Origin of the sequence: Sinorhizobium sp. P24N7 (genome assembly GCF_042436655.1) — a bacterium.
In the GTDB taxonomy this organism is placed as follows: Bacteria; Pseudomonadota; Alphaproteobacteria; order Rhizobiales; family Rhizobiaceae; genus Sinorhizobium; species Sinorhizobium meliloti_A.
In genome coordinates this window covers 18,002-37,873 of record NZ_JBHMIW010000013.1, presented here as the reverse complement: position 1 = coordinate 37,873, position 19,872 = coordinate 18,002, and the positions used below count along the sequence as shown (strand labels likewise).

The 19,872-nt window shown below is 62.4% G+C and carries 16 protein-coding genes; 9 read left to right on the top strand and 7 right to left on the bottom strand.

Annotated elements, in window-relative coordinates; all coding sequences use genetic code 11:
- Positions 1 to 233: 233 nt before the first annotated feature.
- A complete protein-coding gene (gene trxB, locus ACFHWW_RS22135) occupies positions 234 to 1,208 on the bottom strand; it encodes a thioredoxin-disulfide reductase (protein ID WP_379940837.1) in 975 nt (324 codons plus the stop codon).
- A 433-nt stretch (positions 1,209 to 1,641) separates the two neighbouring features.
- Between trxB and ACFHWW_RS22130 the strand changes: the two genes are divergently transcribed.
- The 4 genes from ACFHWW_RS22130 to ACFHWW_RS22115 all read left to right on the top strand — a co-directional run bounded on the left by ACFHWW_RS22130 (position 1,642) and on the right by ACFHWW_RS22115 (position 5,115).
- Complete coding sequence (locus ACFHWW_RS22130) at positions 1,642 to 2,112, top strand: Lrp/AsnC family transcriptional regulator (RefSeq protein ID WP_003529557.1); 471 nt, start codon at positions 1,642 to 1,644, stop codon at positions 2,110 to 2,112.
- A 97-nt stretch (positions 2,113 to 2,209) separates the two neighbouring features.
- Positions 2,210 to 3,046: a glycosyltransferase family 2 protein gene (locus tag ACFHWW_RS22125; protein WP_379940992.1), complete on the top strand. Its 837-nt coding sequence runs from the start codon at positions 2,210 to 2,212 to the stop codon at positions 3,044 to 3,046.
- A gap of 18 nt (positions 3,047 to 3,064) precedes the next feature.
- Positions 3,065 to 4,096 (top strand): glycosyltransferase, encoded by a 1,032-nt coding sequence (locus tag ACFHWW_RS22120; protein WP_379940835.1) that lies wholly within the window; start codon positions 3,065 to 3,067, stop codon positions 4,094 to 4,096.
- Positions 4,093 to 5,115, top strand: a complete 1,023-nt coding sequence (locus tag ACFHWW_RS22115) for a glycosyltransferase (RefSeq protein WP_338283091.1) — start codon at positions 4,093 to 4,095, stop codon at positions 5,113 to 5,115. The genes ACFHWW_RS22120 and ACFHWW_RS22115 overlap by 4 nt, the downstream gene beginning before the upstream one ends.
- Before the next feature lie 6 nt (positions 5,116 to 5,121).
- On the opposite strand, the gene ACFHWW_RS22110 is transcribed toward ACFHWW_RS22115, so the two are convergent.
- Both ACFHWW_RS22110 and greA read right to left on the bottom strand, forming a co-directional pair.
- Positions 5,122 to 6,177 (bottom strand): glycosyltransferase family 4 protein, encoded by a 1,056-nt coding sequence (locus tag ACFHWW_RS22110; protein ID WP_379940833.1) that lies wholly within the window; start codon positions 6,175 to 6,177, stop codon positions 5,122 to 5,124.
- A gap of 80 nt (positions 6,178 to 6,257) precedes the next feature.
- The gene (gene greA, locus ACFHWW_RS22105) at positions 6,258 to 6,734 is read right to left on the bottom strand and encodes a transcription elongation factor GreA (RefSeq protein WP_003529568.1); all 477 of its coding nucleotides are present in this window, start codon (positions 6,732 to 6,734) and stop codon (positions 6,258 to 6,260) included.
- 319 nt (positions 6,735 to 7,053) lie between these two features.
- Between greA and ACFHWW_RS22100 the strand changes: the two genes are divergently transcribed.
- A complete protein-coding gene (locus ACFHWW_RS22100) occupies positions 7,054 to 8,496 on the top strand; it encodes an MFS transporter (RefSeq protein WP_379940990.1) in 1,443 nt (480 codons plus the stop codon).
- A gap of 3 nt (positions 8,497 to 8,499) precedes the next feature.
- On the opposite strand, the gene ACFHWW_RS22095 is transcribed toward ACFHWW_RS22100, so the two are convergent.
- From ACFHWW_RS22095 to ACFHWW_RS22085, 3 genes are all read right to left on the bottom strand, one after another.
- Positions 8,500 to 8,844, bottom strand: a complete 345-nt coding sequence (locus tag ACFHWW_RS22095; RefSeq protein WP_379940830.1) for a DUF6894 family protein — start codon at positions 8,842 to 8,844, stop codon at positions 8,500 to 8,502.
- 83 nt (positions 8,845 to 8,927) lie between these two features.
- Entirely contained in the window at positions 8,928 to 12,419 is a 3,492-nt protein-coding gene (gene carB / locus ACFHWW_RS22090) for a carbamoyl-phosphate synthase large subunit (protein WP_379940828.1), read from the bottom strand.
- Between the two features lie 202 nt (positions 12,420 to 12,621).
- Positions 12,622 to 13,665, bottom strand: a complete 1,044-nt coding sequence (locus tag ACFHWW_RS22085; protein ID WP_324763364.1) for a zinc-dependent alcohol dehydrogenase family protein — start codon at positions 13,663 to 13,665, stop codon at positions 12,622 to 12,624.
- 214 nt (positions 13,666 to 13,879) lie between these two features.
- Here ACFHWW_RS22085 and ACFHWW_RS22080 point away from each other — a divergent pair, with 214 nt between their 5' ends.
- Positions 13,880 to 14,815, top strand: coding sequence for a neutral zinc metallopeptidase (locus ACFHWW_RS22080; RefSeq protein WP_018097684.1), 936 nt, complete (start codon positions 13,880 to 13,882; stop codon positions 14,813 to 14,815).
- A 41-nt stretch (positions 14,816 to 14,856) separates the two neighbouring features.
- Here ACFHWW_RS22080 and ACFHWW_RS22075 read toward each other — a convergent pair whose 3' ends face one another.
- Positions 14,857 to 15,855 (bottom strand): aldo/keto reductase, encoded by a 999-nt coding sequence (locus ACFHWW_RS22075; protein ID WP_379940825.1) that lies wholly within the window; start codon positions 15,853 to 15,855, stop codon positions 14,857 to 14,859.
- Between the two features lie 118 nt (positions 15,856 to 15,973).
- On the opposite strand from ACFHWW_RS22075, the gene ACFHWW_RS22070 reads away from it, so the two are divergent.
- The 3 genes from ACFHWW_RS22070 to ACFHWW_RS22060 all read left to right on the top strand — a co-directional run bounded on the left by ACFHWW_RS22070 (position 15,974) and on the right by ACFHWW_RS22060 (position 19,871).
- Positions 15,974 to 16,882 carry a LysR family transcriptional regulator gene (locus tag ACFHWW_RS22070; protein ID WP_379940823.1) on the top strand — a complete coding sequence of 303 codons (909 nt, stop codon included), beginning with the start codon at positions 15,974 to 15,976 and terminating at the stop codon, positions 16,880 to 16,882.
- Positions 16,883 to 17,043: 161 nt separating this feature from the next.
- A complete protein-coding gene (locus ACFHWW_RS22065) occupies positions 17,044 to 18,303 on the top strand; it encodes a TCR/Tet family MFS transporter (protein WP_379940821.1) in 1,260 nt (419 codons plus the stop codon).
- A gap of 167 nt (positions 18,304 to 18,470) precedes the next feature.
- Complete coding sequence (locus ACFHWW_RS22060; RefSeq protein WP_100673991.1) at positions 18,471 to 19,871, top strand: MATE family efflux transporter; 1,401 nt, start codon at positions 18,471 to 18,473, stop codon at positions 19,869 to 19,871.
- Position 19,872: the final 1 nt, after the last annotated feature.

Sequence of the window (19,872 nt, the reverse complement as noted above, 5' to 3'; positions counted from 1 at the left end):
AGAATCCCCCATAAAGGCTCAGCCGGAAAAGCTTGCCACTTTTCTCCGGAGACGACCGATGCATCTGTTCCCTAGATCACGATAATCTTAGTCGGATCGACCTAAGATCATGAACGTGATCGATTCTAATAAGTTGAGACGCGGGATACGGCGGAAAACCGCACGCACTTTTCCTCATCCCGCGCTCGCAGAGCCGCGCCCCCGATCCCGGCGCGTGCCCTGTTTAGCAGCTTCTATTCGGCTGCAATTGCGACGGGCATATGACCCGCCAGGTATTTCTCCGCTTCGAGCGCAGCCATGCAACCCATGCCGGCGGCGGTAACCGCCTGCCGATAGATGTCGTCGGTCACGTCGCCTGCGGCGAAGACGCCCGGGACGTCCGTCGCGGTGGAATCCGGCGCAGTCCAGAGATACCCGTTCGGCTTCTGGCGAAGTTTGCCCTTGAAGAGCTCGACCGCAGGCGCATGACCGATCGCGACGAAAACGCCGTCGATGGACATGTCGGATGTTTCCCCGGTCTTGGTGTTGCGAAGCTTCACGCCGTTGACCGAGGCCGGCATCGGCGGCTTTGCGGGCGTCCCGAGATATTCCAGAACCTCGTGGTCCCAAATCACCTTGACGTTCGGCTTTGCGAAAAGGCGCTCCTGCAGGATCTTTTCCGCGCGGAAAGCATCCCGGCGGTGAACGACGGTGACGGTCTTCGCCAGATTGGAGAGATAAAGTGCTTCCTCCACCGCGGAGTTGCCACCGCCGACGACGATGACATCCTTGTTGCGATAAAAGAACCCGTCGCAGGTGGCACAGGCGGAAACGCCGAATCCCATGAAGGTCGGCTCGGTTTCGATGCCGAGCCATTTCGCCTTGGCGCCGGTGGCGATGATCAAAGCGTCCGCCGACCAATCCGTGCCGCTATCCGTCTTGATGCGGAAGGGGCGGACGGACAGGTCGACGTCGGTTACGAGGTCGTTGACGATTTCGGTGCCGACGTGGATCGCCTGATTCAGCATCTGCTCCATCATCCAGGGCCCCTGGACCGGATCGGCATAGCCCGGATAGTTCTCCACATCCGTGGTGATCATCAGCTGGCCGCCCTGTTCCATACCGGCGATGAGGACCGGCGAAAGCATGGCTCGCGCCGTATAGATGGCCGCGGTATAACCGGCAGGGCCGGAACCGATAATCAACACTTTCGTGTGGCGCGCAGTCATGCTTTTGTCCTTCGTCCGCCGGAGAGAGCAGGGAGCGTCCTCCGGTGCAATCCGCCAATGCAAATATTGCCTTACTTTAGGTATTCACAGCGCGCACTTTCAAGGGCGCGTCCTCTGATACACACAAGTGGTTGCGTGGTCAGCGTCGATTTGACACCAGATCGGGCATATTTGCATCGGTTTTGACCCGCAGCACCGGCATAACACGCTCCAGCGCCCGGGCGCACAAGGTTTTTGTGCATGCAACTGCAAGCGCTCTCGTATCGGCATTCGGTTACGTGCTACCCAAGCACGGAGACAGCCCGGGGGCAGCCGCCGCCAGGCGCCCTTTGGTGCGGACGGATAGGCGCTGCGGTTACGGCCTGTGGTGCAGTTGATTGGCGGATAAAACGGGGCCTTCCCCGCAAGGCCGACAGGATTGGGGATTTGGGCAATGGTCGTACGCGTCGAGCTCGATGCCATCGATATGAAGATACTGCGCGAACTGCAGGACGACGGCCGAATCACGAATGTGGAACTGGCCGAGAGGGTGGGGATCTCGGCTCCTCCGTGCCTGCGCCGCGTGCGCAAGCTCGAGGAAGCCGGTGTCATCAGAGGCTATCGTGCGCTTCTGAACGCGTCCGCGCTGGGATACGACCTCGTCGCCTTCTGCATGGTCGGCCTCAAGCACCAGTCCGATGCCAATCTGAAGGCGTTTGCCGCCCGCACCGCCTCGTGGCCGCTTGTTCGCGAGGCCTGGATGGTCTCCGGGGAATCGGATTTTCTGCTGCAGTGCGTGGCCGAAAACCTTGCGAGCTTTCAGGATTTCGTTATTGAAGAACTGACCGCCACCGAGAATGTCGACACGGTGCGGACGATGCTGACGATCCGTCAAGTGAAGGACGCATGTCAGGTAGAAATCTGATGTGCAGGGCGGCCCGGCCGCCGAGCATCGCAACCAAACGCCCCGCGGACCGAATGAATTGAGCAATTACCAGGACGAGAGCGAGGGAACCCTGCCGATTCCGGCGACGCGGGACGGCCATACGACCCCCAAGCTTCCGCTTTCAGCCTTCATCATCTGCTTGAATGAGGAGGCTTATCTCGGCAAATGCATCGAGAGCCTCGAGCGGTGCGCGGAAATCGTGATCGTCGATTCCGGATCGACGGACGGCACCGCCGCTTTGGTTCAATCCTATATCGACGCGGGATGGCCCATCCGTTTCATGTACGAGCCGTGGCGCGGCTATGCCGGGCAGAAGCAGTTCGCGCTCGAGCGGTGCAGCCAGCCCTGGTGCTTCAACATCGATGCGGACGAAAGATTGGACAAGGCGCTACGGGAATTGCTGCCTGAGCTGCTCGCAGCATCGGCCGAAACCGTCGGCTGGCGCGTGGCGCGTCGTCCCTATCTGATCGGCTATGGCTACACCCCCGAAAACGTCCGCGAGCGGCGGAACTTGCGGCTGATCCGGCGCGGGAAGGGACGTTACGACCTTAGCCAGAAAGTCCATGAAGGCATCGTTCCCGAGGGAAATGTCGACAATGCCCGAACCGGCAGTCTCCTTCATTTCCGTCCGCTGGTCATGGACGAGCAGATCCTGAAGGAAAACAAATATTCGACACTGAAAGCGGACCAGCAGGTCGAGTCCGGAAAACGGCCGCGCTTTTACAAGCTCATCTTCACCCCGCCCATCTATTTTCTCAGGCTCTATTTCCGCAACGGTCTCTGGCGCTGCGGCCTTTCGGGCTTCATCGAGGCCATGACCGGGGCGGTCTATGCCTTCCTGACGGCGGCGAAGATCTACCAGCGGCACGCTCTGAAGGCGCGCCCGAATGTGGATGATGCGCTTTCGCATTGATCGATCAAGGGGTTCGGCATGAAGGTCATGCATATTCACTTCGGCAGGGAGGGCGGTGCGGAGCGGTTCTTCGTCAATCTCGTCAATGCGCTGCATGAGAGGGGCGTCGAACAACGCGCACTGATCCGCCCGGGCCGCAGCTGGCGTAAGGACCTGGAGAACAGTGCTACGATCTATGAAGGGGTTTTTCGGCGCATTTCGCTTTCTCGCTTCCTCCTGAAATGGCGGATGAACCGGGTCCTTCGCGAGTTCGAGCCGGACGTCATAATGGCCTGGCAGTTGCGGGCGAGCCGCTTCATGCCGGCTCACGCCAAGGCATTTCGCATTTCCCGGCTGGGGGATTATCCCGAACATCTCGGCTACTATACCAATGTCGAGACACTCGTCTGCATCACACCGGATATGGCCGCCAAGGTTCGCGAACTTGGCTGGAAGCGCGACATCGAGGTGATCGCGAACTTCACCCGCGCAAAGCCTGCATCGCCCGTAGCGCGGGCCGACCTGCAGACACCGGCGGATGCCTTCGTCGTGGTCGGCATGGGCCGCTTCGTCAAACGCAAGGGTTTCGCAGGGCTCATCCGCGCCGTGAAGGAGGTGGACAACACCTATCTCTGGCTGGTCGGGGATGGTCCGGAACGAGAGCAGCTCGAGCAGCTGACCGACGAACTCGGGCTTCGCGATCGCGTGCGCTTCACCGGATGGCAGACCAACGCCTATGGTTTTCTCTCCGCCGGCGACGCCTTCGTCATCAACTCGTCGCACGAGCCTCTCGGCAATGTCTGCTTCGAAGGCTGGGGCGCCGGAAAGCCCACGATAGCCTCTCGCGCTGAGGGGCCATCCTGGGTGATGACGCATGAGAGCGATGCTCTCATGGTCGATTGCGGCGATGACGTGGGTCTTGCGGAGGCCGTTCGGCGGCTACGCGACGATCCGGCACTTCGCGAGAGGCTGAGCGCCGGCGGCCGCGAAACCTTGCGCACGCGCTTCTCCGAAAAAGCGATCACCGACGCTTATCTCGACCTTTTCGACAGAGGTGTCGCAAAGCGATGAAAGTCACTCACTTTCATTTCGGCAAGGACGGCGGCGCCGAGCGTTTCTTCGTACACCTGGTCAATGCGCTTGCGGAACGCGGCGTCGAGCAGTCGGCGATCATCCGCCCCGGACGCGGCTGGCGGCGAGACATCGAAGGCGCCGCGACGATCCGGGAAAGCCATTTTCGCAACCTCTCGCTCGATCGGATCCTGCTGCCGTTGAAGGTGAAGCACATGGCGCGGCGCGAGAAGCCCGATGTCCTGATGGCTTGGGCGCCCCGGGCAAGCGAGTTGATGCCGAACTACAAAGGCGCACTCAAGATCTCGCGCCTCGGCGATTATCCGACCCGGTTGAGCTATTTCAGAAACACCGACTGCATCGTGTGCAACACGCCGGGAATTGCCGAGCGCGTTCGAGGTCTCGGCTGGAAACGGGAGATAAGGGTCATCTCCAATTTCACCGGAACCGGGCGCGTCGAGGCGATAGACCGGGCAATGCTCGATACGCCAGCCGATGCGCCCGTGGTGATGTCCATGGGCCGATTCGTCGAGCGGAAAGGGTTTCATACGCTGATCGAAGCGGTCGCCAGACTGCCGGGGATCTATCTCTGGCTGCTTGGCGATGGAGAGGAGCGTGACAATCTGCACAAGCTCGCGACGGACCTCGGCGTTTCCAGCCGCGTTCGCTTTGCCGGCTGGCAGGAAGACACGAGGCCCTTCCTGGCTGCGGCCGACGTCTTCGTGATGTCGTCCAGCCACGAGCCGCTCGGCAACGTCATTCTCGAGTCATGGGCCCAGGGAACGCCAGTCGTATCGACCCGTTCCGAGGGGCCGCAATGGTTCATGCGCGACGGCGAAAACGGCCTGATGGTCGATATCGGCGATGCCGAAGGTTTCGCCCGCGCCGTCGAGCAGATCGTGGCCGACAATTCCCTGAGCACGCGCTTGGCCGAGCGCGGCCACGAGACGCTTGTCGGTCAGTTCTCAAGGGAAGCGATCACTGACGCCTATCTGCAGCTGTTTGCCTCGAAGCCGTAGCCAAGATCAACGCATCAGGCTTTCGTAAACCGCTCCGATCGCGCGGGCTTCCTGCTCGATGGCGAAGTTTTCGGCGGTCCGTGCCAGGCCGTTGGCGCCGGCGGCGGCAAGCCGCGGTAGATCGTCCATGAAGGCGGCTCCCGCATCGACCATCGCCTTGAGATCGTCGGCCGCGATGATGAGGCCCGTCTCCTCGGAACCGCTGGTTACCAGTTCCGAAAACGCGCCGACATCGGTTGCCACGACGGGGACCCCGGTCGCCATTGCTTCGAGCGGCGTCAGGCCGAAGCCTTCCCAGCGTTGCGGGGCGATGAAGAGATCGAGGGCGCGGTACCAGTCGGGAATATTCGTGTGTTCGCCTACGAACAGGATCCGGTCGGCGAGACCGGCCTTGGCGACGCGTTCCTTCAGTTCCGACTCGAAGGCGAGGTGAGGGCCGGTGGCCCGCCCGGCAACGATAGCGCCCCAACCCGGCCGGCAGGGCAGGAGGGCGATCATGCTGTCGACGAAGAGGTCGGTCCCCTTCTGATGTCGTACGCGCCCGAAGCATCCTACGAATTTCTTCGCGGGATCGAGGCCGAGCGCCTTCTTCGCCTCCGTCTTGTCGAAGGGTGGCTGAAAGCGCTTGGTGTCTATCCCGTGCAGGATGACGGTGTTCGGTACATCGAGATAGGCGGCCGTCCTGCCGCTGGTGGCGATAACCGCGTCCATCCGGCGGATGAGGAACTTGCTCCATCCGGTATGCCGGCGTTGCGAAGCGGAGGTAAAGACGATCCGGATCTTCATGCGCAGCAGGTCGCGCAGAAGGATGGCCGGGAGCATTTCGACGTTTCGACGCGCGTGCCAAACGCGGCAGGGCCGGCCTTCGGGCCTCTTCCAGAGATGAATGAGATCGCGAAAGCGGACCGAAGGAAGGCTCTTGGGCAGGCCCGGCCCGAGAACCGCGATCTTCTGTCCAAGGGCACGCTGCACAGGCACCAGCTGAATGATTGTCGAGGTGACGCCGGACAGGCGCTGCTTGAAATTGGGCGCGATCACTTCGACGTCGCGGATATCGACCACCTGTGCGCTCTCCTTGCGCCTGCGACAATCAATTCAAGGGAGGAGGGGCGGCGCGGGGCCGGCGCGCCCCTAAAGGCAGGTCAGCCCCATTGAACGGCGAGAATCTCATATGCCTTGGATCCGCCGGGTGCATTGACTTCGATCGAGTCGCCGACCTCCTTGCCGATCAGCGCGCGGGCGATCGGAGAGGAGATGGAGATGCGTCCCTGTTTGACGTCGGCCTCCTGATCGCCGACGATCTGATAGGTCTTTTCTTCTTCCGTATCCTCGTCGACGAGCTTCACCCTGGCGCCGAACTTGATCTTCGATCCGGACATTTTCGAAAGATCGATGACTTCGGCGCGCGCAATCAGGTCTTCGAGTTCGGAAATTCTTCCCTCGTTATGGCTCTGGGCTTCCTTTGCCGCATGATATTCGGCGTTTTCCGACAAGTCGCCATGGGCGCGGGCCTCGGCGATCGCTTCGATGATGCGCGGCCGTTCTTCCTGCTGGCGCCAGCGCAGCTCCTCCTGCAGATTGACGAATCCACCCTGTGTCATGGGCACCTTGTCGACCATTTCATCATCCTTCATCAAACACGCGGCGCCGCCTTTCGGCGGCGCCAGCGCAAAAGAAAACGGCCTCCGGAGCGCAAGCACCGGAACCGTCCGAACAAACCGAACCGATCTTATAACAGAATCCGAAGTCCGAAAGCCAGATTTTTCGCGATCCTCGCGCGGCACGTCATGTCGATCCGCGGCTTCCGGCGGGTTGGGATAAAGGTGAGATTCTGCAGTAAAGCCTCTTTACCTCAACCGCGATTGAGGTCGTATCAGTGCCGGCTCCATACCAACCACACGGGGCCGAATCATGAGTTTAGTCGAAGAGGAATCACAAGTGGCCGGTCCGGCGCCGCAGACGGAGATCGACGTGGAGGAGGGGAGCTGGAGCGAGCTCCTTCGGCCGCGCCACCTCGCCGCAACCGTGACGCTGTGCCTTGGCGTGGCGCTTTTTGCCTTCAACGAGTTCTTCGTCTCGACGGCACTGCCGACGGCCGTCGCGGAATTTGGCGGAGCCGCCCTGTTGTCCTGGGCCTTCACGCTTTACCTCGTTTTCGCCATCGTCGGTGGCGCCTTGGCGGCAAGCCTGAAGGTCCGGTTCGGTGCGCGCAACACGCTGATCGTTGCCGCGCTCGTCTTCGCGACGGGCACGGCCATCGCGACGATGGCGAGCAGCATGCCGCAGGTTCTGGCCGGGAGAGTGCTTCAGGGCCTTGGGGAGGGTATCATTGCCGCCCTGTGCTACGCGCTGATACCGGAGCTCTTTCCACAGCGGCTGGTGCCCAAGATCTTCGGCGCAGAAGCGATCGTATGGGCTGCCGCCGCCTTCGGGGGGCCGCTGATATCCGGCCTGCTCACGGAATATTGGTCCTGGCGTGCGGCCTTCTTCGTCAACATACCGGCAGCCGCAATCTTCATAGCGCTCGTCGTCGCAATCCTTCGTCAGCCAAAGCAAGGTCCAAGGGCGGCCGGACCGGTTCCCTTGCTGCGCCTCGTGGCGTTCGGCTTCGGCATAATGCTGATCTCGCTTTCGAATACGGCTGCCGACGGCTACAGGATGTCGGCGCTGCTGGCGGCGGCACTCGCGGTCTTCGTCGCAACCGTTCGCTTCGACCGCCGATCGCCGCAGTCCATCCTCCCCTTCGGCGCGTTTTCGTTCGACCGTCCGCTTGGAACGGGGCTCTGGGTCGTGTTGCTGATGCCTCTGGCACAGGCCTCGGGCTCCGTCTATCTCGTCTACACACTGCAACATCTCTGGGGTTTCGGCCCGACCGCCGCCGGCTTCTCGAACGCCCTGATGGCCATATCCTGGAGCCTGACGGCAATCATCGTCGCGAGCCTTCGCTCTCACGAGACGCGCATACGGCTGGTCTGGACCGGGCCGTTGTTCCTCTGCCTCGGCCTCGGCGGATTGACGCTCGCCGTCGGCTCCGGCGAATACGGCCTCGTCTTCGTCAGCCAGAGCGCCGTCGGAGCCGGTTTCGGCCTTTGCTGGGGAACGCTGAGCCAGCTGCTGATGAACGTCTCGACCATCGAGGAACGCGACAAGACCTCGGCGCTGCTGCCGACGCTGCAATCCGCCGGCTACGCGATCGGCGCGGCCGTTTTCGGAGCGGTCGCCAATGCCGGAGGATTCGACGAAGGTGTCAGCGCTCGGGTGATTTCGACGGCAATGCTGAGCGTTTTCGCGCTCGGCTGCGTTCTCGCCGCCGCGTCGCTCTTCTTCGGGATCAGGACCCTGCGGCTGGCGCGATGCGAGGGCAGGGCAGCCATCCGGTAGCGTTCACCGAGCGGCGGCCGGCGCAAGGCCGGCTTTGAACGGATGCGGGAACAGGCCGGGGCGGCGGCCGAGCAGGGCTTCCTGTTCGGCGGCGCGGCCCTGCGAAGGCGTGACGGTTGCAAGGAGCGCGCCTGCCTGCGAGCGTATCGTGACCTTCAGGGAACCATAATCCGCGTCGCGGCCGATCCTGTCGGCAATGCGCTGGGCGTAATAGAGCGCCGATCCCTCGTCGAAGTGAAGGATGCCCTCGTCATCGGTGACACAATCGTCATCCCAATGAAGATCGAAGAAATATAGCTGCATGTCGTTGCCCCAACCATGCGCGTCACGGGTGATCCGTTTCCGCATGTCGGGGCATGGAACCATGCGGCAATGGAACGCAGCCTGAATCGGACATTCAGGCTGCGTTCAGAAGCGTAAATCCGCAATGGTCAGGCTTCGAAGTAGCTCTGCAGCGGACGCACTTCGAGGTTGCCTGCCTTCAGTGCCTTGATGGCGAGTGCCGCGGCCTCGGCGCCGGCCATCGTCGTGTAATAGGGCACCTTCTGCATCAGCGTCGCACGGCGAAGCGATTTCGAGTCGGAGATCGCCTTGTTGCCGTCGGTCGTGTTGATCACGAGCTGAACCTGCCGGTTGCGGATGGCGTCCTCGACATGGGGCCGTCCTTCCAGGACCTTGTTGATCTTGGTTGCCACGATCCCCTGCTCGCCGAGGAAGCGCGCCGTGCCGCCGGTCGCCATGACCTTGAAGCCGATATCGGCGAGAATGCGGATCGCGGGCAGCACCCGTTCCTTGTCCTCGTCGCGAACCGAAACGAAAACCGTTCCGTCGCGCGGCAGGTCGACGCCGGCACCGAGCTGCGACTTGGCAAAGGCCAGCGCATAGTCGGTGTCCAGGCCGATGACCTCGCCGGTCGAACGCATTTCCGGGCCAAGCAGCGTATCGACGCCCGGGAAGCGGGCGAAGGGGAACACGGCCTCCTTGACGGCGATATGTTTCAGGTTGCGCGGATCCGGCTTCTTGCCATAGGCGGCGATCGCCTCGTCGAGCATTTCGCCGGCCATGACGCGGGCGGCGATCTTGGCGATCGGCGCGCCGATCGTCTTGGCGACGAAGGGAACGGTGCGTGAAGCGCGCGGATTCACTTCGAGCACATAGATGGTGCCGTCCTTGATGGCGAACTGCACGTTCATCAGACCGCCGACATTCAGCGCCCTGGCGAGCGCCCCCGTCTGACGCTCCAGCTCGTCGACCATCTCCGTGCCGAGCGAATGCACCGGCAGCGAGCAGGCGGAGTCGCCCGAGTGGATGCCGGCTTCCTCGATATGCTCCATGATACCCGAAACGAAGACATCCTTGCCGTCGCAAAGGCAATCGACGTCCACTTCGATCGCATTCGTCAGGTAGCTGTCGAAGAGGAGCGGGTTCTTGCCGAGCAAGGTGTTGATCTGGCCGGTCTTGTCGTTCGGATAGCGCTGCTTGATATCTTCAGGAACCAGCCCCGGAACGGTATCGAGCAGATAGCTCTGCAGCATGCTTTCCGAATGGATGATCTGCATGGCGCGACCGCCGAGAACATAGGACGGGCGCACGACCAGCGGGAAGCCGATTTCGCCGGCGACGAGGCGGGCCTGCTCGACGGAGTAGGCAATGCCGTTATTCGGCTGGTTAAGGTCGAGCTTCATCAGGAGCTTCTGGAAGCGATCACGGTCCTCGGCGAGGTCGATCGCGTCCGGCGCGGTGCCGAGGATCGGGATGCCGTTCTTTTCCAGCGCTTCGGCAAGCTTCAGCGGAGTCTGGCCGCCGAACTGGACGATGACGCCGTGCAAAGTGCCGTTTTCCTGTTCGGCACGCATGATCTCGATCACGTCCTCTGCCGTCAGGGGCTCGAAATAGAGCCGGTCGGAGGTGTCGTAATCTGTCGAAACCGTCTCCGGGTTGCAGTTGATCATGATCGCTTCGTAGCCGGCGTCCTTCAGTGCGAAGGCGGCATGGCAGCAGCAGTAGTCGAATTCGATGCCCTGGCCGATCCGGTTCGGTCCGCCGCCGAGGATGACGACCTTTTTCCGATCGGAAACCTGCGCCTCCGACCGGGCGGGACCGACGAAAGGCGTCTCGTAGGTCGAATACATGTAGGCGGTCGGCGATGCGAACTCGGCCGCGCAGGTGTCGATGCGCTTGTAGACGGGGCGCACGTTCAGTGCGTTGCGGAGCTCTGCCACTTCTTTCGGACGCTTGCCGGTAAGCGTCGCAAGCCGGGCGTCGGAGAAGCCCATCGCCTTCAGCATGCGCAGGTTCTCGGCGTCGGTGGGCAGGCCGTGCTCGCGGATGCGCGCCTCCATGTCTACGATCGCCTTGAACTGGGCAATGAACCAGGGGTCGATCTTGCAGGCTTCATGCACTTCGGCTTCGCTCATGCCGAGACGCAGCGCCTGGGCGACCATGCGCAGGCGGTCCGGCGTCGGCGTGCCGAGCGCAGCGCGGATGGCATTGCGACCGTCGCCGTTGTCGTCGAAATCAGGAACCTCGATTTCGTCAAGTCCGGTCAGCCCGGTCTCAAGCCCGCGCAGCGCCTTCTGCAGCGATTCGGCGAAGGTCCGGCCGATCGCCATGACTTCGCCCACCGACTTCATTGCGGTCGTGAGCGTCGGCTCGGCTCCCGGGAATTTCTCGAAGGCGAAGCGGGGGATCTTGGTGACGACGTAGTCGATCGACGGTTCGAATGATGCGGGCGTCGCGCCGCCGGTGATGTCGTTCTCGAGCTCGTCGAGCGTATAGCCGACGGCGAGCTTGGCGGCGATCTTGGCGATCGGGAAGCCGGTCGCCTTCGATGCGAGTGCGGAGGAGCGCGAGACCCGCGGATTCATCTCGATGACGACGAGGCGGCCATTCTCAGGGTTGACGGCGAACTGGACGTTCGAGCCGCCCGTTTCGACGCCGATCTCGCGCAGCACCGCTATCGAGGCGTTGCGCATGATCTGATATTCCTTGTCGGTCAAGGTCAGCGCCGGCGCAACGGTGATCGAATCGCCCGTGTGGACGCCCATCGGATCGATGTTCTCGATCGAGCAGATGATGATGCAGTTGTCCGCCTTGTCGCGGACGACCTCCATTTCATATTCCTTCCAGCCGAGGACCGATTCTTCGATCAGGACTTCTGTCGTCGGCGACGCGTCGAGACCGCTGCCCACGATCTCGAAGAACTCCGAACGGTTATAGGCGATGCCGCCGCCGGTGCCGCCGAGCGTGAAGGACGGCCGGATGATCGCGGGGAGGCCGACATCGTCGAGCGCCTGTGCGGCGATCGCCATGGCATGGTTCACATAGCGCTGCTTGCGATCGCCTTCGCCCAGATTCCACTGGTTTTCGAGTTCGTCCAACGCCTTGTCGAGTTCGTCACCGGAAAGCTTCGCCTTGAGGGCCGAGCGCTCCGCCTCGTGTGACTTGCGGTCGTGGTCCTTGATGTCCGTGGCGTTCGCCAGCCGCGACTTGGGCGTCTCCAGGCCGATATGCGCCATGGCCTCGCGGAACAGGGCACGGTCTTCCGCCTTGTCGATCGCCTCGGGCTTCGCACCGATCATCTCGACATTGTAGCGGTCGAGCACGCCCATACGGCGCAGCGACAGGGCCGTGTTGAGCGCCGTCTGTCCGCCCATGGTCGGCAGCAGGGCGTCCGGGCGTTCCTTGGCGATGATCTTGGCGACGACCTCGGGCGTAATCGGCTCGACATAGGTCGCGTCCGCCAGTCCCGGATCCGTCATGATCGTCGCCGGGTTGGAGTTGACCAGGATGACGCGGTAGCCTTCCTCCTTCAACGCCTTGCACGCCTGGGTGCCGGAGTAGTCGAATTCGCATGCCTGACCGATGACGATCGGCCCCGCGCCGATGATGAGGATCGATTTGATGTCTTGGCGCTTCGGCATGGGCAATCATCCGTTTCTAGCTGCGCGAAAAACCGGCCAGGTTGGGAGGTCACCGGCCGGGTCGCGCATTGATGGTCTTTTCAGGCTAGAAGCGGCTTATAGGCAAATGTTTTCGCCAGCGGAACCCCGAAAATTCGGGAATCGACAAGAAAGCGAAGATATTTGTTCCGCCTCTCGAACCAACGGTTCTCCTATGGAATCGCTACTGCTGCGCCACCCGCTCGGCGGACGGGATCACCAATACCTTCACCTCGCCGGCAGCGGCGGGATTTGAAATGACATCAGGCGCCTCATCGAGCGATATGCGCCGTGAAATCAACCGGTCGATCTCGATCGCGCCTGCCGCGACCAGGTCGGCCGCGCGGCGGTGGACGAAGGGATTGATAAAGGAACCAAGCACGCGGAGCTCGCGGAAGAGAATGTCGAACGGTTCGATTTCGACTTTTTCGCCTTGTGGCAGCACGCCGAGGATCACGACCGTACCGCCCGCTTTGGCGAGGCGCGTGGACTGCTTCACCGTTTCCGGTACTCCGGCGCACTCGATGACGACATCGACCCCTCCGGGGACGAGACCTGCCGGACCCGCGATCGCCTCGATGACGTCGCCGGCCGATGGGTCGACCGATGCGGTGGCGCCGAGATTCTCGGCCAGACGACGCTTCGCTGCCTGGCGTGTCGACAGAATGACCGTCGTGGCGCCGGCGAGCCTCGCGAGCTGCACCGTCAGCAGGCCGATCACGCCGCCGCCCAGGATCGCCACCGTCGAGCCCGCCTTGATGCCCGAAAGATCGACACCGTGCAGGCAGCAGGCGAGAGGCTCGCAGAAAGCGCCGTGCACGGGATCGAGAGTAAGCGGAATTTCGAACGCCTGCTTGCGCGGCACCAGGACGTATTCGGCGAAGCCGCCGTCGCGATGGATGCCGATCGCGCGCAGGTTCCGGCAGAGATTGACCCGGCCCATCTGGCACTGGGGGCAGCGACCGCAGGAGATGTTGGGATCTCCGGTAATCCTCGCACCCGGTGCGATGTCTCGAACGCCGCTCCCCGCTTCAACGACGATGCCGCAGAATTCATGGCCGAGCGTTACCGGCGGCGTCGACGGAAATTCTCCATGAAGAAGATGACGATCGGTCCCGCAGATGCCGCAGGCTTCCACTTTGACGAGCAGATCGTCAGGCCCGGGCACGGGAATCTCGACGTTCCGAACGGAGATATTGCCCACCGACTCCAGACGCACTGCCTTCATCTGTTCCTCCCGTCGCCTGCTTTCCATTGGAGCCGAACACGGCGCGAGCGTCAATCCTGAGGCCCTTGCCCTTTGCGCCGGCAGCTCCGCTCGACAAAACGATGCGTCGCATGCAACCGGGTGACGGCGATTGCGTTTTACAAGGATTGCCGCCCCGGCTTATAAAATCACTCAGCGCGCTAAAGTAGAGGCGACGCCTTCTGGAGGACAGATCATGGAATGGAAGGGCCGCCGCCAGTCCGGAAACATCGAGGATCAACGCGGGGCCGGCCCCCGGGGAGGCGGTCCTTTCGGTCGTGGCGGTGGATTCCGCCTGCCGGGTGGTGGCGGCGGAATGCGTCGCGCCGGCGGCGGCATGAGCTTCGGCACGCTCATCTTCCTCGTCATTCTCTATTTCGTCCTGAAGGCGATGGGCATCGACATGCTCCAGGTGCTCGAGGGTGGGGGCCCGGCGAACATGCCGGGCTTCGAGCAGAGCGACGGTTCGGGGGCGCCGCAGGGCACGGCCGAGGAAGAAGAGATGAAGGCCTTCATGGCCACGGTTCTTGCCGAGACGGAGGACACCTGGAACGGCATCTTCCAGGCAAGCGGCGAGCAATATGAAGAACCGAGGCTGGTGCTGTTCAGCGGCTCGGTCCGCTCGGCCTGCGGCTTTGCCTCGTCCGCCTCGGGTCCTTTCTATTGCCCCGGCGACCGAAAAGTCTATCTCGATATGAGCTTCTTCGACGAGCTGGCCCAGAAGTTCGAGGCCTCCGGCGACTTTGCCCAGGCCTATGTGCTGGCGCATGAAGTCGGCCATCATGTCCAGAACCTGATCGGCGTATTGCCAAAATTCAATGAAATGCGGCAACGCATGAGCGAGGCCGAGGCGAACCAGATGTCGGTCCGGGTCGAACTGCAGGCGGACTGCTTCGCCGGAATCTGGGGCAAGTACACCGAGCAGAAGGGGCTGTTGGAGCGTGGCGATCTGGAGGAGGCGCTGAACGCTGCGACCCAGATCGGCGACGACACGCTGCAGAAGCGCATGCAGGGCTATGTCGTCCCGGAAAGTTTCAATCACGGCACGTCCGAGCAGCGGATGCGGTGGTTCCAGCGGGGCTTCGACAGCGGCAAGATGTCGGATTGCGACACGTTCTCCGGCGCTATCTGATCACAACGCCGGACCGGGCTGCCCGGTCCGGCGTTCCTTCGTCATCTCTGCCGCTCGCTGTCCATGTGCACGAGCTGTGCTTCCGGATAACGCGCACCGGCGGCGGCGCCTTTCGGCACGGCGCTTTCGATCGCAGACATGTCGTCAGCGTCCAGTCGGACCGCCTGCGCGCCGAGTGCTTCGGCGAGACGGTCCCGCCGGCGCGCACCGACGAGCGGCACGATATCATGACCTTGAGCGGCGACCCAGGCGATGGCGATCTGGGCGACGGTAACGCCTTTGGCCTCGGCGATGCGTCTGAGCGCCTCGACCAAGGCGAGGTTTCGCTCGACATTTCCTTCCTGAAACCGGGGGCTCATCGCTCGAAAGTCGCCGCCCTTTGCGGCATCTTTCTGCCAGTGGCCGCTGATCAGCCCGCGCGACAGCACACCGTAGGCCGTGACGGCGATGCCGAGTTCGCGGCAGACCGGCAGGATCTCGTCCTCGATGCCGCGCGAAACCAGCGAATATTCGATCTGGAGGTCTGAGATCGGGTGAACGGCTGCCGCGCGCCTTATCGTGTCCGGGCCGACTTCGGAGAGACCGATATGGCGCACATAGCCTGCCTTTACCATGTCGGCAATGGCACCGATCGTCTCCTCTATGGGCACGTTCGGATCGAGACGGGAGGGGCGATAGACGTCGATATATTCGACGCCGAGGCGCTGCAGCGTATAGGCGAGAAAGTTGCGTACAGCGTTCGGTCGTGCATCGTAACCGAGCCATGCGCCGGCCGGATCCCGCAATGCGCCGAACTTGACGCTCAACTGCACCTGGTCTCGATTGCGTCCCTTGAGCGCCTCGCCGATCAGGATCTCGTTGTGCCCCATGCCGTAAAAGTCGCCGGTGTCGAGCAGGGTGATGCCCGCATCGAGGGCCGCATGAATGGTGGCGATGCTTTCCGCGCGATCGGACGGACCGTACATGCCCGACATTCCCATGCAGCCAAGCCGGATTGCCGAGACCTCCGGACCGGAATTCCCGAGCGAAACCATGTGCATCTCGTTTCTCCTTTGATGAGGCCGTCCCGCGGCCGCTTGCGTCGATGCAATGTTTACTTCGGATGGCAGTGTGCGATAATCACCCACAAGCGAAACGACTTGTTCTGAATTTTGTACAATGCATGATCTGCCGCTTGCCGATCTCGACGCCTTTGCCGCGGTTGCACGGGAGCGCAGCTTTCGTACGGCCGCCCTGAAGCGCGGCGTTTCCGCTTCGGCGCTCAGCGAAGCCCTGCGACGGCTGGAGGCGAGACTCGGCGTCAGATTGCTCAACCGCACGACGCGCAGCGTCACGCCGACGGAAGCGGGCAAGCGCTTGCTCGAGCGGCTGTCGCCGGCGCTCGGGGAGATTGCCGGAGCGCTCGATCAGGTGGCGAGCGAGCGCGGCAGTCCGGCAGGTACATTGCGGTTGAACGTTCCGACCATCGTCGCAAGGGTCATCCTGCCGCCGCTCGTCGGCCGATTCATGAAAGCGCATCCGGCGATCACCTTGGAGGTCACCGCCGAGGATGGCTTCATCGATGTGCTTGCCGCCGGCTTCGATGCCGGCGTGCGCTACGAGGAACGCGTCGAGAAGGACATGATCGCAATTCCCATCGGTCCGCGCGTGCAGCGCTACATCACCGCGGCCGCTCCGGACTATCTCGCCCGTCACGGCGAACCGCAACATCCGCGCGATCTTCTCGACCACGCGACCATCCGCCACCGATTCCAGAACGGCGTTTCGCTGCCGTGGGAATTTGGCGAGGGAGAAATGGCGATGAATATTGCGCCGCCGCCGGCAGTGCTCGCCAATTCGGTCGACCTCGAGCTCGGCGCGGCCGTCGACGGCCTGGGGGTGATACGTACCTTCGAGGAGTTCCTGATGCCGCAGATCGAGGCCGGGAGACTGGTTCGCATCCTCGCAGCATGGGAGACCAGCTTTCCCGGGCCGTTCCTTTACTATGCCGGTCGCCGGCACCTGCCGGCGCCCGTGCGCGCCTTCGTGGACTTCCTGAAGTCGGAGCAGCGGCATGCGGGGCAATGATGCACGCGGAGGCTATACGAGCTATCAGCACAACCGATCGGTACCATCTTAAACTTTGACATGTTCACGTATTGTTTCGGATCAGGCAAGCCGTTACACCTAATCTGGTAACGTCGTTCACGTTCTGTCTCCGCTCCGGCGGAAAGCGGGGAGGGAGCTTCATGCTCGACAAGAAATTCGTGAGACGCGGCCTGTTCCTCGTCTTCCTCATTCTCTTCCTCGACATCATGGGCATCGCAATCATCGTGCCGGTGTTGCCGACCTATCTGGAGGAGCTGACGGGCGCGGATGTCGGCGAGGCCGCCATCGACGGCGGGTGGTTGTTGCTCGTCTATTCGGCGATGCAATTTCTCTTCGCACCGCTAATCGGGAATCTGAGCGATCGATTCGGGCGTCGGCCGGTCCTGCTCGCCTCCGTGCTGACATTCGCTATCGACAACCTGATCTGTGCGCTTGCGACCAGTTATTGGATGCTCTTCATCGGACGCAGCCTTGCCGGCATCAGCGGCGCGAGCTTCGGCACCGCATCCGCCTACATTGCCGATGTCAGCGACGACGAGAACCGCGCCAAGAATTTCGGGCTGATCGGCATTGCCTTCGGCACCGGTTTTGCGCTCGGCCCGGTCATCGGAGGCTTCCTTGGCGAATTGGGCCCGAGAGTGCCCTTTTATGGTGCTGCAGCGCTCTCCTTCGTCAATTTCATCATGGGGGTCTTTCTCCTGCCGGAAACGCTCGCCCCGGCCAACCGGCGCCACTTCGAATGGCATCGGGCCAATCCGCTCGGCGCGCTCAAGCAGATGCGGCATTATCCGGGGATCGGCTGGGTAGGCCTCGTCTTCTTCCTCTACTGGCTGGCTCACGCCGTCTACCCGGCCGTCTGGTCCTTCGTTGCTTCCTATCGCTACGGGTGGAGCGAAGGGCAGATCGGACTTTCGCTGGGGATCTTCGGTGTCGGCGGCGCAATCGTGATGGCGCTGGTGCTCCCCCGCGTCGTGCCCGCAATAGGAGAAAGGCGAACGGCAGCGCTCGGACTCACTTTCACAGCCCTCGGGATGGCCGGCTATGCGGCTGCCTGGGAAGGCTGGATGGTCTATGCGGTGATCGTCGCGACGGCGCTCGAAAGCCTCGCCGACCCACCGCTCCGCAGCATAGCCTCCGTCCATGTCCCGCCTTCGGCACAGGGTGAGCTGCAAGGTGCGCTCACCAGCATATCCAGCATCACCACGATCCTCGGGCCTCTGATGTTCACGCAAATTTTCGCCTTCTTCACCGACCCTGCAGCCGCCTATCGCTTTTCCGGCGCCCCCTATGCCCTGGCAGGCTGTTTGATCGTCGCCGCGCTGGTGATTTTCCTTGCCAAGGTCCGCGCCGGCCGGGGAAATGTCATCCGGGATGCCGTTCCGAGCGTGACGGAGGCATAGCGGTCCGTGGCTTCCCTGCCTCCAGATTGATCAATATTCTTGATCGATCGATGAAAAATCGAGCAGTTCGGCCTTTACCGCTGGCGCAAGCCCTGGTGGTGCTCTAATTCGTTCTCTCTTCTTCATTTTTCCCTTTGCCCATTGCCGGTGCAGAGCCAGGATTCCTCATGCTGACCGCGACCAAAGACTTCGTGCTTGCGCAGAGCGACAATTCATGGCCCACGCATTTTCGCGCGAGCCTCTATCTTGGCGTGCCGTTTATCGGCGCCCAGCTGGCCCAGTTGGCAATCAATACGACGGACGTGCTCATGGTCGGCCAGCTGGGCGCCACCCAGCTGGCGTCGATCATCCTCGCGACGCAGGTCTTCTTCACGGTCTTCATATTCGGCAGCGGATTTGCCAATGCGGTGGTCCCCATGGTTGCTCAGGCGCAGGGCCGGGGCGATCAGGTCTCCGTGCGGCGCTCGGTACGCATGGGCATGTGGGTGGTGCTGCTTTACGGCGTGCTGACTGCGCCGGTCCTCTGGATGGCCGAGCCGATCCTTCTCTTTGCCGGGCAGAAACCCGAAGTCGCTGCGCTTGCGGGAGAATATCTGCATATCGCGCAATGGGCGATCTTCCCCAGCCTCATTTTCATGGTCCTCAGGGCATTCTTGAGCGGGCTCGAGCGGGCAGGGGTGATCCTCTACGTGACGCTCGTGACTTTGGTTCTCAATGCCGCGCTTTGCTATGTCCTGATTTTCGGCCATTTCGGTTTTCCAGAGCTGGGCATCTTCGGAGCGGCCGTCGCCGCTCTAGGCGTGGCCCTGCTCGGTGCGGCCCTGACGATAGGCTATATCCGCCGGCAGCCGGAACTGCATCGCTACGAGCTGTTCGTCCGCTTCTGGCGGCCGGATTGGCCCGCTTTCGGAGAGGTGGTCTATCTCGGCATTCCGATCTCCGTGACGATTCTCGCGGAAGTCAGCCTGTTTACCGTGGCTTCGCTGCTCATGGGCACGATCGGAACCATCGAGCTGGCGGCCCACGGCATAGCACTCCAGTTCGCGTCCATCGCTTTCATGATCCCGCTTGGGCTGGCGCAGGCCGGAACGGTTCGCATAGGATTGGCCTATGGCAGCGGCGACATGGTAGGCGTGAAGCGTGCCGCAATTGCCGTGCTGACGCTCGGCGTCGGCTTTGCTGCCGTCGGCAGCACGATTTTCGCCCTGTTTCCGCACGAGCTTGCCGGCCTCTACCTCGATACGAGGCGGCCCGATGCAGCCGAGGTTCTCGCCTTTGCAGGACCACTGATCGTCATCGCCGGTGCCTTCCAGCTCGTCGACGGCCTGCAGGCCATTGCCGCCGGCATGCTGCGCGGCCTCAAGGACACGACCATACCGATGATCCTGGCGATGATCGCCTATTGGCCGATCGGCTTTTTCTGCGCCTGGGCTTTTGCCTTTCCGCTGGGTTTCGGCGGCGTCGGCGTCTGGTTCGGCTTCGTCCTCGGTCTTGCGTCTGCGGCGCTGTTGCTCAACTGGCGCTTCTTCCGTCTCCTCCGCAGGGTGAGCGTGGCCCCGGCCGGCTAAG

Excerpts from the sequence above, each read along its gene's own strand:
- trxB (WP_379940837.1), bottom strand. The coding sequence starts at position 1,208 with ATGACTGCGCGCCACACGAAAGTGTTGATTATCGGTTCCGGCCCTGCC.
- ACFHWW_RS22130 (WP_003529557.1), top strand. The coding sequence starts at position 1,642 with ATGGTCGTACGCGTCGAGCTCGATGCCATCGATATGAAGATACTGCGC.
- ACFHWW_RS22120 (WP_379940835.1), top strand. The coding sequence starts at position 3,065 with ATGAAGGTCATGCATATTCACTTCGGCAGGGAGGGCGGTGCGGAGCGG.
- ACFHWW_RS22115 (WP_338283091.1), top strand. The coding sequence starts at position 4,093 with ATGAAAGTCACTCACTTTCATTTCGGCAAGGACGGCGGCGCCGAGCGT.
- greA (WP_003529568.1), bottom strand. The coding sequence starts at position 6,734 with ATGGTCGACAAGGTGCCCATGACACAGGGTGGATTCGTCAATCTGCAG.
- ACFHWW_RS22095 (WP_379940830.1), bottom strand. The coding sequence starts at position 8,844 with ATGCGGAAACGGATCACCCGTGACGCGCATGGTTGGGGCAACGACATG.
- carB (WP_379940828.1), bottom strand. The coding sequence starts at position 12,419 with ATGCCGAAGCGCCAAGACATCAAATCGATCCTCATCATCGGCGCGGGG.
- ACFHWW_RS22085 (WP_324763364.1), bottom strand. The coding sequence starts at position 13,665 with ATGAAGGCAGTGCGTCTGGAGTCGGTGGGCAATATCTCCGTTCGGAAC.
- ACFHWW_RS22080 (WP_018097684.1), top strand. The coding sequence starts at position 13,880 with ATGGAATGGAAGGGCCGCCGCCAGTCCGGAAACATCGAGGATCAACGC.
- ACFHWW_RS22075 (WP_379940825.1), bottom strand. The coding sequence starts at position 15,855 with ATGCACATGGTTTCGCTCGGGAATTCCGGTCCGGAGGTCTCGGCAATC.
- ACFHWW_RS22070 (WP_379940823.1), top strand. The coding sequence starts at position 15,974 with ATGCATGATCTGCCGCTTGCCGATCTCGACGCCTTTGCCGCGGTTGCA.
- ACFHWW_RS22065 (WP_379940821.1), top strand. The coding sequence starts at position 17,044 with ATGCTCGACAAGAAATTCGTGAGACGCGGCCTGTTCCTCGTCTTCCTC.
- ACFHWW_RS22060 (WP_100673991.1), top strand. The coding sequence starts at position 18,471 with ATGCTGACCGCGACCAAAGACTTCGTGCTTGCGCAGAGCGACAATTCA.